Below are 17,135 nucleotides of genomic sequence, written 5' to 3' on the forward strand. Positions count from 1 at the left end.
GCAAAGGGGGAGTATTACCCCTAAAAGCCGCTTAAAATGAAATATCTTTTAATTGTTTTATCCGTAATTATTACCTTAAAACTAAGTGCCAAAGAAGTCATCATTGACTTCAATGATCCGGCAAATTTCTACGAAGGATATCTATTTTCCAACGGGATAGAAGGCAAAGCATTGGACATTAGTACAGCTGCCTATTATCGTGCACCTCTACCTATAAATCAGATAGATTCTATCGACATGTCAGGTTCATTCTCTATTGGGATATGGGTGAAATCAGCCGATACATACAATGGATTGAAACCACTGGTCACCAACAAAAAATCCCTTGAAATGAAAGATCCGGGATTTATGATTGCTACTCAAGAAAATGGCTCATGGGCAGCATACTTCACCGATGGCAAAAACTGGCAATGGGATTATAAACCGACCGTAAAACGTCAACCGATCAACGATGCGAAATGGCATTTCCTGGCTATTACCCACTTTGCAGAAAAACAGGAAATGAAAATGTACTATGACGGTAAAAATGTAGCTACTTATTGCACGAACGGTAATGTAAATCTGGCCACTTCCAATCCGTTACTTTTAGGCAATAAAGCAGACGAACAATGGCACAGTTTTAATGGAATGCTGGATAATTTTTCATTCGCAGACCGTATAAAAAGTGATGCAGAGATAGCAGAGGAATATTTCAGGTATACAGGTATCCGGCAAGAAGAGATATTACCGGAATTTACTCCGAATATTAATCTTATGGGATTCAATATCTTTCACGGAGGTCATGAACTTGGCGAACAGGTAGGAGTAAACCGGGTCGTAGATGTTATCAAAGCATCCGGAGCAGACATCATAGGCATGATCGAGACATATGGTGCAGGACCGGAAATTGCCGATGCACTGGGGTATCACTTTTATCTGAGAAGCTCTAATCTATCCATTATGAGCAAATATCCCATCGAACAAACCTGGGACATGTTTCAGCCATTCAACACATGTGCAGCTACAATACGAATCAGTAAAACACAAACCATCAATTACGTTAATCTATGGCTGGATTATCGCCCTATTACCGATGATCAGGTAAAGGCCCGGATTCCTGCCTCTGAGGTCGAAGCAGAAGAATTACCTACACGATATAAAGAACTGACAACAATTTTGAAAGACATGCAACCTTTCTTTGACCAGAAAGATGTTCCCTTATTCGTTTCAGGTGACTTCAACAGTGGGTCTCATCTTGACTGGACAGAAAAAGCCAAACATCTCTTTGAGGGATATGCTGTGAAATGGCCGACCAGCATTCTTATGCTTGAAAAAGGATTTAAAGATTCTTATAGAGAGTTATATCCCGATCCGGTAAAATACCCTTGCTTAACCTGGTCACCCATGTCAAAACTGGATATTCAGTATCGGATAGACTTCATTTACTATATGGGTAAGAACGTGAAGGTCACTGAATCAAAGATGATCGATCAACACCCGGTACGCTTTCCGTCAGATCATGCAGCTATGATTTCAACATTCAAATTTAAAAAGTAATTCCATGAAGAGATTATATAAAATATACCTGATTATCTTTATGTCATTATTGACAGGTGTACCTGCATTAGCTAATGAAGTAACTGCCATACTGCCTTATCCCAATCATATCTGTTGGAAAGAGGGTACATTCGACATCGGAAAACAGTTATACATCTATTCGAATGACCTGTTTAGTAGTGAAATAAAGAGAATTATACCGGTTCTGAAAAAGGAATCAGACCTGCTTTGTAAATTCACTAATAAGGAAAAAGCCAATCTGAAAATAGATATAAAAGAAGACCTGCCCCGAGAAGGATATTCAATTCTGATAAATGCTCAGGGCATCCACATTGAGGCAGCAACTACTACAGGAGTATTTTATGCTATTCAGACATTGAGGCAACTCATTAAAAAAGACGGGAAAAACCTGCAGTGTCCTTATGTTGAAATAACCGATTCACCAGCCTTTGGCTGGAGAGGTTTTCTACTGGATGAAGCCCGTAACTTTCAGGGAAAGAATGAAGTAAAAAAACTGCTTGACGAAATGGCCTTGCTCAAAATGAATGTATTTCATTGGCATCTAACAGATGATCAGGGTTGGAGAATTGAAATAAAGGAATATCCTCTTCTCACAGAAATCGGAGGGCGAAGAGATTCCACTCAACTGAACTGGTATGAAAGTACAGTCTATGATGGTAAGCCTGTGAGCGGATATTACTCTCAGAAAGACATTCGTGAAATCATAGCCTATGCAGCAGACAGGCATATAAAAATCATACCCGAGATAGAATTTCCGGGTCATGCCTCCGCTGCTATTGCAGCATATCCCTGGTTGAGTTGCAGTAAAAAGCAAATCTCCGTTCCCTGTGGCTACGGAGTATTAACAACCGCTTTCAATGTTGTCAATCCACAGGTGCAGGAGTTTATTCACAATGTTTTAGATGAAGTTATCGAACTGTTCCCCTCGGATATTATCCATATCGGAGGAGACGAGGTGAAATACGATGAATGGCTGGATTCTGAAGAAGTATTGCTATTCATGAAAAAAGAACAGATTACTTCACCGGCAGAATTACAAGTGTGGTTCACCAATCATCTCTCTGCTTATCTGGGTAGCAAAGGCAAAAAACTGATGGGCTGGAATGACATAACAGGTGATAAACTTCATGCTTTCCAAACCGGAAATGAAGTAAAAAGCCAATTGAATCCGGAGAATACAATTGTCCAATTCTGGACAGGCAATCAGAGCTTACTGGAAAAAGCTCTAGAGCGCGGTTTAAAGGTAGTAAACAACTCTTGTGAATATACGTATCTGAACTACAACTATGACAAGATTGTGCCCGGATTAGAGTATGCGCATACCCCTATTCCTTTAGAAAAAGCATACCGTTTCAATCCCGTTCCCGAATCCGTATCAGCATGGAAAGAACAAATTCTGGGATTATCATGTGCCATGTGGGGAGAATGGACAAATCGCCCGGATATCATGTACAAAATGGTTTATCCGCAAATAGCAACGTATGCAGAAACAGGATGGACTCAAAAAGAAAATAAAAATTTCGATAGGTTCCTGAAATCTCTGAAACCATTCCGGGAAAGATGGAAATCTGCCGGATACATTAAATAAATATCCCTATTGTTTTACTAAAAAATTAATCATTATGAAAAAGTTTACGGTATTATTAATTTGTGTGCTGGCTTCATTCGCACAGCTATGGTCTCAAAACTATGCAAAAGTTTGGTTAGACAAGTTTCATTTCACTAGAGGAGAAGATATTGTTACTCACTACACCGGTGGATTCGGATTCCCAAAGGATAATATGAACATTGCACCCTTAGGACAAACTATTACCGGTATTCCCGGTCATTACTCCACGACATGGTGCTATTTTGATAATCCGGGAGCCAAGGAGGGTACAGCTACTATCCCCGGAGGTAATATGGGTAATGCTGCTGACGGTTACTATTGGATTGTATATCTGATAGACGATGGCTACGAGCAGGGTTCGGAATATATTCCATGTTACTATGGTGATACCCCTCCTCAAAACGAATCTCCGGTACTTGCTCTGGAAGAACGTACGGCCGAGTATACCACTATTACCTTTACGGATAGCGAACTCTGGAGAATGCTGATAAAAGAAATCAACGTTGACGGAACCGCTTTAAGCACGGATGACTATAGTCTGGAAGCAGGTGCTCTTTACATTCTAAAAGACTTAACTACTGCCAAGTCCATCAAAATAACAGCCTGGGATCATCCGGATGCAAGCATTCAACTTGACCCAAGTTCCATCCAAAATGAAAGCATAGCACAGAATGTATGTTTCAGCAACAACTGCTTACAGGTAATCAATGACGATGCTCTAATCCAATCGGTTTCTATCATTTCTCTGGCCGGAGTTACAATAGAATCCTATCAGGTCATTGCAGGCAATAATCAATATGACCTGAATCACTTGAATGCAGGTATCTATTTTGCTAAAGTTTGTAGTAAAAACATCAATAAGGTAATAAAGATTGTAATCGGACGATAGTGTCCCCAACGAGGTTGTACTAAGCCTTTTAGTACAACCTCATTTAAAAACGAATATGAAAAAGAACCTCATTCTACTACTATTTATCTGTTTTTGTCTGAAAGGTTTTACACAACCTTTTCAGCCCGAATTTTCCGTTGCCGGATTCTTTCCTGTCAAAGGCTCGGGCAGGGAGGTCTATTCCATGAATCCCTCATGGAGATTTCATAAAGGGGATGTGCCCGGAGCCGAAAAGATCATTTTTGATGATTCCAATTGGGAGCAAGTCTCCATTCCGCACAGCATCGACCTTTTACCAACCGAGGCCAGCGGATGTATAAACTATCAGGGTATCTGCTGGTATAGAAAACATTTCACTCCCGACTCAAGACTCAGCAATAAAAAACTCTTTCTTTATTTTGAGGCTATAATGGGTAAAACACAAGTCTGGATCAACAATGAATTATGCACCACTCATTACGGAGGATATCTCCCCATTATTATAGATATGACAGACAAAGTAAAATCCGGTCAAAACAATGTAATATCTATCTGTACCGATAATTCAAACAATCCGCTTTATCCACCGGGAAAACCGCAAGAGTTTCTCGACTTTACCTATTGTGGCGGTATCTATCGTGACTGCTGGCTTATAGCACATAATAAAGTATTTATCACTGACGATAATTATGCATCCGAAGTAGCCGGTGGCGGGACATTCGTTTCGTACGACAACGTATCTGCAAAATCGGCCGACATTCATATTAAACTGCAATTAAAAAACGAAATGCCCAAGAACTTTAAAGGTAAAACCTACATCACATTGAGAGACCCTGCAGGAAAAATAACAGGACAAACCACATATTCGTTTTCTATCCCTTCGGGAAAAGCCGTCAGCCATTCAGAACATGTTATCATTAAAAAGCCCCAGCTATGGTATCCTTCTTCTCCTTCCTTATACCAAATGCAAATCGAGATAAAAGATCATACCGGAAAAGTAATAGACGGCTATAGAAAAAAGATAGGAATTCGAAGCATCGAATTTAAAGGAAAAGATGGTTTATGGATCAATGGAAAACCTTATCCTCACCCCATAATGGGGGTAAACCGTCACCAGGATTTTGCTGTAATCGGCAATGCTATGACCAACAATCTGCATTGGCGCGATGCAAAGAAACTAAAAAGTCTGGGGCTCGATATCATCCGCAATGCGCACTATCCGCAGGACCCGGCTTTTATGGATGCCTGCGATGCCTTAGGACTTTTTGTCATTGAGAACACACCGGGCTGGCAATACTGGAACGAAGACCCGATATTCCGGAACCGGGTATTCGATGATATCAGAAATATTATACGCAGAGACCGGAACCGCCCTTCCGTATTCCTTTGGGAACCCGTACTCAATGAGACATGGTATCCCGAATCATTTATTGACAGTGTTAAGCAAATCGTGGCAGAAGAATATCCGTATCCCTACTCCCATGTGGTGGGGGACGCTGAAGCACGCGGTTCATCCAAATTCTCAATACTCTATACACATCCTTCCAACGGAGATACAGGTATAGCGATCAAAGAACTGAGCCCGAATGTAACTTACTTCACCCGGGAGTGGGGAGACAACGTGGACGACTGGAACTCGCACAACTCCACAAGCAGGGCCAACCGCGCCTGGGGAGAATACCCTATGTTAACACAAGCTAACCATTATGCATCTCCTCCTTATGCTTGCACAAGTTATGACGGACTCTGGAAAACATCCAGACAGCATATCGGCGGTTGCCTCTGGCATTCATTTGATCATCAGAGAGGTTATCATCCCGATCCTTTTTATGGTGGTCTGACAGATGTATTCAGGCAACCCAAATACGCTTATTATATGTTCATGGCCCAACGGCCTGTCGATTCACTCGCCATACAGGTAGAAAGCGGACCTATGATATATATAGCCCATGAAATGACTCCATTCTCTCCGGCGGATGTAACGGTCTATTCCAATTGTGAGGAAGTAAGGCTTACTGTCTTTAAACACGGAAAAACATATACCTACAAAAAAAAGGACAGGCCGGGGATGCCTTCTCCCATTATCATTTTCAAAGATGCCTATCATTTTATGGAAGATAAAGCGCTCTCACGACAGGAGCGTTGGGATGAGGTCTATCTGTTGGCAGAAGGTTTCCGAAACGGTAAAAAGGTAGCCGAACATAAACGAATGCCTGCCCGGCGTCCAGGTAAAATCACACTGCACTTAGATGACGAAAATATTCAGCCCATTGCCGACGGTTCCGATCTGATCACAGTGATTGCTTCTGTTACAGACGAAAACGGAAATATCAAACGGTTGAATAATTATCATATAAAATTCTCAGTTGAAGGAGAAGCGAGACTGGTTGCCAACGAAGAAACACATACCAACCCCCGCCTGGTTGAGTGGGGAACTGCTCCTATCCTTCTTCGGACAACACTCCGCCCCGGTAAAGTAAAAGTAAGAGCCGAAGTTGATTTTCCGGGTATACAAATGCCCATACAAGGGGAGTTGGAATTTACTGTTTTACCGGCATCTGTTCCTGCTATTTACAATATGGAGGAGCGAACGGGAGTATATCAGCTAGGCTCAATTTCTGATAATAACCGGAAAGATAACACAGAAGAACGGAACAGACTGAACCGGGAACTAAAAAATGTAGAACGCCAACAAAGCGAATTCGGTGAAGGAGGTTTAAAATAATTAATCAATAAATACAATAAACACCATGAAAAAGTATCTTATTTTAGTCGTCAGCTGGCTCTTGTTAGGTTCCGGCCAATTAGTAAAAGAGGCTTCTGATAATGTATGGGTATTACCCTGTACGGAATTATTAGAGAATTACCAAGATTTTCCGGCAAAAGAATGGAATGAGGTTGTACTGGGAAAAGGAGAAACGGAGCATCTACAGGTGGTTCTGAATACAATACCTAAAGAAAAGATTACCATTTCATCATCTATCCCAGAAGCATTCAATGTACACTACAGAATGCTTACGGATATAGATGGATACAAAGATGCCTTAGTACCGTTTGTATCCACCATACAGGCAACAGGATCAACCTCGGTTGTATGGCTGACTTTCGAAACTCCGCGGAACAGCCAACCGGGTACATATGAATACACGGTATCTATTAAGACACTGAGAAACTCCATCAATCTTAAATTCAAAGTACGTGTAGCCGATTATGAAATCCCCCTGACTCCCTCTATTCCTTCGGAGTTCTGTATTGACATAGATAATCTACCGGACAACGGTTCGGATGAGCAGAAAGAACTCTGGAATGAGTTTCTTCTTTCACGACGCATTGACCCCTATTATGGCAAGCTCATAGACCGGAATACATGGCGTTGGGACAACTGTTTCTCACCATGGCCATGGGACGATCCGAGAAGCCGGAAGTTACTTCAGGACAAACGTTTCTGCCGGTTTGCCCTTCCCTGCATGCTGGAAGATGACGAACTCCTGCGAATGTGTAATGATATGGAGGAAAAAGGATATTTCGACCGATGTTACTTCTACATCTGGGATGAGCCCAAAACGCCCGAACACTATGAGCAGATCGCCAAAGAATCTGCCCATATACTATCTCTCAAGCCAAACGCTAAAATGCTCGTACCGATCTCCAGCTTTCTTGTCGAAGGAGAACATAAATGGGACTATGACTATACGTTCGATTTCCTCACAAAATATGTAAAAATATTCCCGATTGCAGCCGAACAATACAACTGCGAGAATTCCGGCGCGGAGAAATTCAGAAAACTGGTCGAACCACGAGCCGAATGGTGGACATATGTCTGTTGCGGACCAACCGGCGTTCAGCCTAACTTCTTGTTTGCCCAGACCCCTTTTCACAACAGAGCCATCATGTGGAGGGTATGGAAGGAACAGGAAACAGGATTCCTGTATTGGGGGGTAAACAGGTACCGTCTCAATCCGTTCGCATTCGATACAAGTCTCAATGCCGTAGGTGATGGAGGATTGGTCTTTCCCGGAGATTTATTCAATATCAAAGAACCCGTAGCCTCAGCCCGGCTGGAACGATGGAAAGAAGGACAGGAAGACTATGAGTTATTAAAAATGGTGGAAGATAAAGCCGGAAGACACGTTGCAGAAAAGATTCTTGAACAAGTATACAAATCACCATCCGACTACACAAGAAGTTCGGCAGAGATCAGTAGCTTCCGAAAAAAACTAATAGAAATCATTGAAACGTATAATCCCTCCAATCAGGTTATCATACGGGGAGAACAGCATCAGGTAGATACCCTGAATACTTATATACCCGGCCCCGGCTGTGATTATGTCCATATTCGTATCGAAGATATGCCGATAGAAGCGCATATTCTGAAGATAGACCTGCAGAACCCCCATACGCAGATCCGCACTTTTCTGGGTAAAAACACAATAGAAGGATTAGAAAGAGTATCTGCCGCATGTGACAGATACTCTTCTGAAACAGCCGATGCCTACGCAGGTATTAACGGGGATTTCTTTAATATAAAAGCGCACAATGAATTACCCATCGGAGCCCCGCGGGGAGGGTGCATTGCCGACGGAGTAGTGCAACGCGAGCCCAGAAACATGGACTGGGCTTTTGCTACTATTGACTATACGAACAAACCAACGCTCGACAATATGAGCTTTGAAGGTTCTGTAACCAGTATGAAAGCTCCTATATCTTCCTACCGGTTTTACGACGTCAACCTTCCCAGAACGGATTGCTATTCCTGCGATCTGACTTTCTATAATGAATTTGCAGGTGGCTACACGCGAATGGATGAAAATGCAGATATAGGCGATAAACTTAAAACAGAAGTTTTCTTCAAACCCGCCGAGGGATACAAGTGGAAAGTAAATGCTCCGGTAGCTTGTATTATTACGAGAATCATTAAAGATACGGAAGGACATAACGCATTGGAAGCCGGCGAATCGGCTTTATCGGGTATCGCTCAGGCAAAAACGTTTCTCGACAAACTCACTATCGGACAAAAGCTGAACATTAAAATGACAATTAAGACACCACAAAACGAAACTCCCTTTATCAAAGAGATGATCGGAGGCAATTCGCTCTTGATGAAAAACGGAATATTAACCGATTGCAACTTCAACGACAGTTACAACAACGTGCTGTATCCAAGAACAGGAGTGGGATGCTCTGCAGATGGTAAATGGCTGTATATGATGGCTATTGACGGACGACAGGAACATTCCAGAGGAGTGTACACCGACGAAATGTGCGATTTATTTCGCAGCCTGGGTGCAGCCAATGTAGTGGGTTTTGATGGCGGAGGATCTACCGGCATGGTGGTTAATCACGCAGTGGTCAACAAGCCGAGTGACGGTAATGAAAGAGCCGTTACAAACGGATGGTTGCTACAAACATCTGCTCCGGTAGATAAAAACATTGTTCGTATGGATTTTAATTACTGGAACAAAGAGCAGATCACCTCCGGCTCCATTCCTCTGAAAGTAATGGGGTACAATCAATACAGCGTTCTCACAGACACGGACATTACCGGTGCGGTACTCAGTTGTTCTCCGGGACTGGGATATATTAAAGACCGTACTTTAATACTGAACGGACCAGAAAAGAAAGGAACCGTCACTGCTACTTTTAACGGAATAAGTGTCACCCGGTATCTGAATTTAAGTATATCTACCGGCATAAATCAGACCATAAAAACAGCAACCCCTATCGAATTCTATCGGGCACCTGATTCAAATGTATTTTACCTCACCAAGAAAAATACTGATCTTTGTAAGATAGCTTATTCATTATATACAATTAACGGCATCTGCCTGAAGCAGGAAGTCACTGAATTTACAGATAATATCCGCCTGGACTTCACCGACATATCATCCGGTATATATATACTACGGGTGAATATGGCAAGCGAAAATCATTCATTCAAACTCATTATATGATGACCAGACAGAACTACACAAATCCCCGTACCGGATTAAAAAATAAATCAGTCCACCACAGAGTACAGAGTAATTCTGTAATTGATTCTGAAATAATTAAAACTCTATGTACTCCGTGTGCTCTGTGGTAAAATATATTCGTAACCAAAACACATTATTATATCAATGAAGAATCTATTTATCATTTTAACATTACTGTTATTTACATCCTCTGTTTATGCCGAAGAGTTTCTCCTGAGTACTCCCCGCACTTCCCTCTTATTGACGGGAGAAAAGGACGGACAGCTCTACCTGCATTACTTCGGAAGAAGAGTACTTGATCCCTCCGACATCTGGAACTCCGGCAACGGTATGCTTTACCGCGAAGCCTATCCACAGTTCGGACTGGACTGTACCCTGGAACCTGCAATGGCAGTTATGTATCCGGACGGAAACCTGTCATTAGATCTGCGCTTTCAGAAAGCAGAAAACATCAAAGGTAATCATTCCGATGAATGGAAATTCTACCTGAAAGATACGGTATATCCTTTGGAAGTAACGCTGCACTACAGAATATACCACGATGAAGATATCATTGAAAGTTGGGCTGGTTATCAATATTCGGGAAAAGGTTTCGTAGAACTACGGCAGTTTGCCTCTGCCTACATGCCCTTGCCTCCGGGACAATATACCATGCAACACCTGCATGGTTCATGGGCCTCGGAGCACCAGATGGAAGAAGAAATATTGACTCATGGCAGCAAAATACTCGTAAACAGAGACGGAGTACGTAATGCACTGACAGATCATCCCTCGGTAATGCTGGGCCGTGATGGTCTGGAAGAGAACACAGGTGATGTATATGCCGGAATACTGGCATGGAGTGGTAATTACAAAATAAACTGCACACTCGATAATTCGCACCGCCTGCACCTGATTGCCGGTATCGACAATTTCCAGTCCGAATATAAACTATCCAAAGGAGAAATCAGCCGGACATTCCACCGTTGGGCACGGAAATATGCATTGGCCCATGGAGAACAAAAGCGTGATATACTTCTTAACAGTTGGGAAGGACTGTATTTCAACGTAAACATGAAAGACGTTTGTAGAATGATAAACGACTTTTCCGGTTTAGGCGGAGAGATGTTCGTACTGGACGATGGATGGTTTGGCAAGAAATACTCCAGAGACTCCGACCGTTCTTCACTGGGAGACTGGGAAGTCAGTCCCGGCAAACTACCCGACGGGCTCCAGGCACTTATTGATTCCTGTAAATGCGCCTCTATCAGGTTTGGTATATGGATAGAACCTGAAATGACCAATACTATCAGCGAACTCTATGAACAACATCCGGACTGGGTTATTTCACAACCCAATCGGCCTTTAAAGAAAGGACGGGGCGGCAATCAGCTTGTACTGGATCTGTCCAATCCCAAAGTACAGGACTTCATTTTCGGAGTAGTAGACAAGTTAATGACACAGTATCCGGAGATTGCTTACATTAAATGGGATGCTAATATGAGCCTTGCCAACTACGGCTCCAATTACCTTCCGGCCAACAAACAATCACACCTATACATAGAATATCACAGAGGACTTCGGAAAGTTCTTCAGAGAATACGCGCCAAATATCCGGACTTACTTATGCAGGCTTGTGCCAGTGGCGGAGGAAGAATCAGTTATGGCATTCTTCCTTATTTCGATGAATTCTGGACCAGTGACGATACAGATGCCATAGAGAGGATATACATGCAATGGGGAGTATCGCAATTCTATCCTGCCATAGCCATGGGGTCACACGTATCTGCTGCACGCAATCATCAGACCAATAAACTTATCCCCCTGAAGTTCCGGTTCGACGTAGCTATGTCTGGACGCCTCGGTATGGAGATGCAGCCCAAAGATTTCACACCGGATGAATATAAATTTGCCGCACAGGCCATATCCACTTATAAGCAGATTCGCCCGGTTGTTCAGTTTGGCGATCTGTACAGGCTGATTTCACCCTATGCACAGAAAAATATATCTTCACTGATGTACGTCACCCCCGACAAGGAAGAAGCGGTACTCTTTGTTTATCAATTAAAACACCGCTTCAACCCCTCATTTCCCAGATTAACCCTTCAAGGACTATCTCCGGAGGCCTCTTACGAAATCTGTGAGATCAACACGGCAGACCTGAAAGAACAGGCTAAAAAAACAATAACCGGCGGATTCCTTATAGACCAGGGAATGGAGGTATGGCTCGATAAAGAATACGACAGTAAGATTTTCCATTTAAAGAAAACCAAATAACACTTTCGGATTATGATAAAAAAAAGTTTAGCAGCAATAACCGGATTAATGCTGACTGTCCTTACATATGCGAGTAACGAACAGGCACACTGGATTACAGCCTTCGAAAATCAAAGCGCATCCAATACCTGGATTTGTTTTCGTAAGGATATGCTTATAGATTCCCTTCCGCAAGAAGATATCCATTTAAAGATTGCAGCCGACAGTAAATACTGGATGTGGATCAATGGCCGTCTCGCTGTTTTTGAAGGCTCCGTCAAAAGAGGACCCAATCCTTCGGATACATACTATGACGAAGTAGATATATCCTCATTCCTGAAAGAAGGAAATAATTCCATTGCCATTCTGCTGTGGTACTTCGGAAAGGAGGGATTCTCCTACCAACCCAGCGGCAAAGCGGGGCTGTACGTCAAAAGCCTGTCCGGCAGCCTCAACCTAAACACAGACAAGCAATGGTTATCTACCCTGCATCCGGGATACTATACACCGGCAGGAGCACAGCCCAACTTCAGACTATCGGAATCCAATATCGGCTATGACGCCCGTATATTCCCGGAAGACTGGATTATCCAACCTACCGGTAATCTCACCTATCCGTGGGCCCCTGCCATAGAGGTGGGAACCGAGGGTTCGGCACCCTGGAATAAACTCCACCCAAGAATTATTCCCTTATGGAAAGATTACGGAAAAAAAGAATATCCGGACAGCCAATGGCACCGAGGGAATGAGGTCGATACCCTAATCTGCCGGCTGCCCTACAACATGCAACTCACCCCTTGCATCGAGCTGGAAGCCCCCGAAGGGAAAGTCATAACCATGTATACGGATGATTACAAAGGCGGCGGAGTATACAATCTACGGGGCGAATATATCACCAAAGGCGGGCAACAGTCTTATGAAAGCCTGGGGTGGATAAACGGACATTCGGTGTATTATCTGATACCTAAAGGCGTGGAGGTGCTTAAAACAGAATATCGCGAAACAAGCTATGATACCTCATTTGCAGGAACTTTCAATTGTAACGACGACTTCTTCAACCGACTTTGGCAAAAGGCACAGCGTACATTATTAGTCACCATGCGCGACACCTACATGGATTGCCCCGACCGCGAACGCGCACAATGGTGGGGAGACGAAGTCATTGAATCGGGAGAATCCTTCTATGCACTTTGTCCCAAATCACATCTACTGATGAAAAAAGGGATGTACGAACTAATGGGCTGGCAGCAGGATAATGGCATTATCTTTTCTCCCATACCTTCTTCCAATTATCATACGGAACTCCCCGGACAAATGTTGGCAAGCATAGGGCGTTATGGTTTCTGGAACTATTATCTGAATACCGGAGACAGGATTCCCGTAGAAGATTTGTATGATGCCGTAAAACGGTATCTGCACGTATGGCAATATAATCCGGACGGTACTATAAAGTTCCGTAGCGGAGACTGGACATGGGGAGACTGGGGAACGAATATCGATATCGAAGGGCTGTTCAACGCCTGGTATTATCTCGCTCTGGAAGGTACAGCACAAATGGCAGAAGTACTTGATAAAAAAGAAGATGCCACCAACCTAAAAGAAGAGATGCGTCTGCTCAAAGATGCTTTTAACCAGGCTTACTGGAACGGAGCGGCCTACAAAGCCAATAGCACCATTCCCCATCCGGACGACCGCTTGCAGGCATTGACGGTAATATCAGGTTTGGCAGATGAATCGAAATATGAAGCCATTCGCAATCTGTTCCGAAAGTACGAGTATGCAAGTCCTTATATGGAAAAATACGTCTTGGAAGCACTATTTGTAATGAACCAGCCCGAAGAGGCACTCGCACGAATGAAGAAACGGTTTGAGTCTATGGTCAATCATCCCACTCTCACGACCCTGTTTGAGGGATGGGGACTCGGACCTCAGGGGTTCGGAGGCGGAACATATAACCATGCCTGGAGCGGAGGAGGGTTGACACTATTATCCCAGTATGTATGTGGCGTCTCTCCTGTAAAGCCCGGATTCAAAGAGTTCAGCGTATTTCCCCAAATGGGCAATCTTATTCATGCAGAAACCAGCCTGCTGACTGTCAACGGTAGGATATCAATCTCATTAGAGAGAACAGACGGCCGGATACAGATGCATCTCACCGTACCAGAGAATACGCAAGCGCTGCTTCCCATCAAACCGGAAATTAAGAGAATCGAAGTAAACGGTCGCAGTGTGTATAAAAACGGAAAATTCCGGTCCAACAAATATTGCAGACCGGAATATTCATCAACCAATCAGATAGCAATAAAGGTATCTTCTGGTGTATGGAAAGTTACTATGTCACAGTAAACCATATAATAACTTTCAGCTTTCAGAGCTTGTTTTAATTTAAAACAGACTCTTGACTTATAAAGGATATTCCTCAAAAGCATACAAGATAGTGGACAGGTAGCGCTCTCCCGTATCGGGCAGCAGCGCTACTATTGTCTTACCCTTATTTTCCGGAAGTTCTGCCAGCTTTGTAGCCGCATATACGGCAGCTCCTGAAGAGATTCCAACCAGTAAGCCTTCTTTCGTTGCCAACTCACGGCTGGTACGGATGGCATCATCATTCTGCACCTGCACAATCTCATCCACTACCGAAGCATCATAGATCCTAGGAATAAATCCGGCTCCGATGCCCTGTATCTTATGAGGTCCGGGCTTACCACCGGACAGAACCGGAGAATCAGCAGGCTCTACAGCTACTACCTTTATTTGAGGATTGTAATCCTTTAATGCTCTCCCCACACCGCTTATTGTACCACCTGTACCAACACCTGCCACAAATATTTCTACACGTCCGTCTGTATCATGCCATATCTCCTGTCCGGTAGTCCGCACATGGACAGCAGGATTAGCAGGATTCTCAAATTGCTGTAGGATCACTGCACCGGGAGTATTTACTTTCAACTCTTCTGCTTTGGCAATAGCTCCTTTCATTCCGTCTGCACCGGGAGTCAGTACCAGTTCGGCCCCCAAAGCCTTCAGTAAGTTCCTCCGCTCTACGCTCATCGTATCCGGCATCGTCAAAATCAACTTATATCCCTTAGAAGCAGAAACAAAAGCCAGTCCTACCCCTGTATTTCCACTCGTCGGTTCAATAATCGTAGTACCCGATTTCAAGATTCCTTTTGATTCAGCATCTTCCACCATCGCCAAAGCGATACGGTCTTTCACACTGCCTACCGGATTAAAATACTCCAACTTTACCACCACACGAGCTTTTAGTCCTTTACTTGCATTATAATTACTCAGCTCCAACAACGGGGTGTTGCCTACGAGGTCGGTCAGTCTTTTTGCTATCTTTCCCATATCTGTTAATGTATTAATTATCTGTTTTTTTATTATACGACAAAGATAGAGGAGTTTTGGTTCGCCGGAAATACCACACTTGTGGTAAATTCGTACTATGAATGAGGGATAAATATCCTAAATGCCCGTTACAACTTTGCCGCACTCACCTTCCAGGCGTACAGCATCACTACTATAAAGGAAAGCAAAGGTACGATAAAGGAAAGAGACATGGTAGTCTGATCTGCCACATACCCCATCATCAATGGCCCTACCGCCCCGCCAACAGGTGACATCATCAGATAAGAAGAAGCACGCTTGGTATGCTTACCCAGCCCCCGTAAAGAAAGAGCAAAAATAGTGGGGAACATGATAGCCTCAAATGCATATCCTAAAAAAAGTGCTACGAGAGACACAATCCCCACATTCAGTACAATCAGCAACGAGGTAATCACCGTACACACAGCACAAAATAACAGCACTTTCTCTGCACGGATACGTTGCATAATCCAGCTACCGGCAAAACGTCCACACATGAATAATCCTAAACCTCCAAAAGAAAGTACTATAGAAGCATCACGGGCATTCATCCAGCCATCGTCAACCACGTAGTTTATAAAGAAGCTATTAATAGAAATCTCCGCTATCTCATAACAAAACAGGGCAGCAATACCAAAAATGAAAAGTTTGTGCGACCACAGGCTTTTCGTTTTCCCTTCTCTGTCACCCTCTTCTTCATGAACAATCTCCGGCAGTCTGATCTTTGAAAAAACCATAGCAACTGCCAACACTACAATCCCCATTAACGTATAAGGCAAAGAAATTGCAACCTCCCCTTCTTCAGAGAAAAGCAATAATCCACCTATCAATGGTCCACAAATACATCCCAATCCATTGAATGACTGAGCCAAGTTCAAGCGGCTGGCAGCAGTCTCTTTATCCCCCAACTCCGTCATATAAGGATTGGCAGCAGTTTCCAAAAACACCAGTCCACAGGCTATGACAAACAATGAGAACAGAAAGAAATTGAACGACATCCAGTACTCTCCGGGAATAAAAAGCAAAGATCCCAGTCCATAAAGTAGTAACCCTAATACTACTCCACGACGATAACCGTACTTATTGATAAATAATCCGGCAGGAATAGCCATAACAAAATATCCCAAATAGAACATAACCTGCACCCATGCAGAATGGGTACGGCTGATGACCAGTACATCCTGAAAATGTTTGTTCAGCACATCAAGAATGGCATGGGCAAATCCCCATAAGAAGAATAAAGAAGTAACCAGAATGAAGGGAACACGATATTCCCTCTTTACCAATGCATATCTTTGCTTTTGCATAATTTCAATCTAAATAGACATGCAAAGATAAATAAAAAATAAGGATAGGATGCCCTACCGCAAGATTAAGGTACTTGGGTTAGTTAATAATAGCCTTTGAAGCAGACAGACTATAGCTTTCAAAGAAGAGTTACCAAGTGAATTGAGTATGCAAAACATCCGGATGTTCTTATCAAAAACATCCCCATGTTATAAATCAAAACATCCGGGTGTTTTTA

Annotated in this window: 9 protein-coding genes; 7 read left to right on the forward strand and 2 right to left on the reverse strand. The window is 43.2% G+C overall.

Translation table 11 applies throughout. The features are described 5' to 3' along the window. Positions 1-36: 36 nt before the first annotated feature. The 7 genes from K8P02_RS17980 (at position 37) to K8P02_RS18010 (ending at position 14,587) form a co-directional block, all read left to right on the forward strand. Positions 37-1,536, forward strand: coding sequence for a LamG-like jellyroll fold domain-containing protein (locus K8P02_RS17980; RefSeq protein WP_025866843.1), 1,500 nt, complete (start codon positions 37-39; stop codon positions 1,534-1,536). 4 nt (positions 1,537-1,540) lie between these two features. Beyond that, a complete protein-coding gene (locus tag K8P02_RS17985) occupies positions 1,541-3,145 on the forward strand; it encodes a beta-N-acetylhexosaminidase (RefSeq protein ID WP_025866842.1) in 1,605 nt (534 codons plus the stop codon). Between the two features lie 34 nt (positions 3,146-3,179). Beyond that, a complete protein-coding gene (locus K8P02_RS17990; RefSeq protein ID WP_025866841.1) occupies positions 3,180-4,055 on the forward strand; it encodes a hemoblobin-interacting domain-containing protein in 876 nt (291 codons plus the stop codon). Positions 4,056-4,110: 55 nt separating this feature from the next. Further along, on the forward strand, positions 4,111-6,759 hold the full coding sequence (locus K8P02_RS17995; protein WP_223381610.1) for a glycoside hydrolase family 2 TIM barrel-domain containing protein: 2,649 nt from the start codon (positions 4,111-4,113) through the stop codon (positions 6,757-6,759). A 25-nt stretch (positions 6,760-6,784) separates the two neighbouring features. Beyond that, positions 6,785-9,985, forward strand: a complete 3,201-nt coding sequence (locus K8P02_RS18000) for a phosphodiester glycosidase family protein (RefSeq protein WP_195348922.1) — start codon at positions 6,785-6,787, stop codon at positions 9,983-9,985. Positions 9,986-10,150: 165 nt separating this feature from the next. Further along, positions 10,151-12,262: an alpha-galactosidase gene (locus K8P02_RS18005; protein ID WP_223381612.1), complete on the forward strand. Its 2,112-nt coding sequence runs from the start codon at positions 10,151-10,153 to the stop codon at positions 12,260-12,262. Between the two features lie 12 nt (positions 12,263-12,274). Beyond that, on the forward strand, positions 12,275-14,587 hold the full coding sequence (locus tag K8P02_RS18010; RefSeq protein ID WP_195349273.1) for an alpha-L-rhamnosidase-related protein: 2,313 nt from the start codon (positions 12,275-12,277) through the stop codon (positions 14,585-14,587). A 57-nt stretch (positions 14,588-14,644) separates the two neighbouring features. Here the strand turns inward: K8P02_RS18010 and cysK are convergent, their stop codons facing one another. Both cysK and K8P02_RS18020 read right to left on the reverse strand, forming a co-directional pair. Further along, positions 14,645-15,592 carry a cysteine synthase A gene (gene cysK, locus K8P02_RS18015; RefSeq protein ID WP_025866837.1) on the reverse strand — a complete coding sequence of 316 codons (948 nt, stop codon included), beginning with the start codon at positions 15,590-15,592 and terminating at the stop codon, positions 14,645-14,647. Between the two features lie 128 nt (positions 15,593-15,720). Further along, positions 15,721-16,917: a sugar MFS transporter gene (locus K8P02_RS18020; protein ID WP_025866836.1), complete on the reverse strand. Its 1,197-nt coding sequence runs from the start codon at positions 16,915-16,917 to the stop codon at positions 15,721-15,723. Positions 16,918-17,135 lie beyond the last annotated feature (218 nt).

It is taken from the genome of Bacteroides nordii, assembly GCF_019930665.1.
Lineage (GTDB): Bacteria > Bacteroidota > Bacteroidia > Bacteroidales > Bacteroidaceae > Bacteroides > Bacteroides nordii.

Coding starts and splice junctions, on each gene's coding strand:
- K8P02_RS17990 (WP_025866841.1), top strand. CDS start 3,180: ATGAAAAAGTTTACGGTATTATTAATTTGTGTGCTGGCTTCATTCGCA.
- cysK (WP_025866837.1), bottom strand. CDS start 15,592: ATGGGAAAGATAGCAAAAAGACTGACCGACCTCGTAGGCAACACCCCG.
- K8P02_RS17980 (WP_025866843.1), top strand. CDS start 37: ATGAAATATCTTTTAATTGTTTTATCCGTAATTATTACCTTAAAACTA.
- K8P02_RS17995 (WP_223381610.1), top strand. CDS start 4,111: ATGAAAAAGAACCTCATTCTACTACTATTTATCTGTTTTTGTCTGAAA.
- K8P02_RS18010 (WP_195349273.1), top strand. CDS start 12,275: ATGATAAAAAAAAGTTTAGCAGCAATAACCGGATTAATGCTGACTGTC.
- K8P02_RS18020 (WP_025866836.1), bottom strand. CDS start 16,917: ATGCAAAAGCAAAGATATGCATTGGTAAAGAGGGAATATCGTGTTCCC.
- K8P02_RS17985 (WP_025866842.1), top strand. CDS start 1,541: ATGAAGAGATTATATAAAATATACCTGATTATCTTTATGTCATTATTG.
- K8P02_RS18005 (WP_223381612.1), top strand. CDS start 10,151: ATGAAGAATCTATTTATCATTTTAACATTACTGTTATTTACATCCTCT.
- K8P02_RS18000 (WP_195348922.1), top strand. CDS start 6,785: ATGAAAAAGTATCTTATTTTAGTCGTCAGCTGGCTCTTGTTAGGTTCC.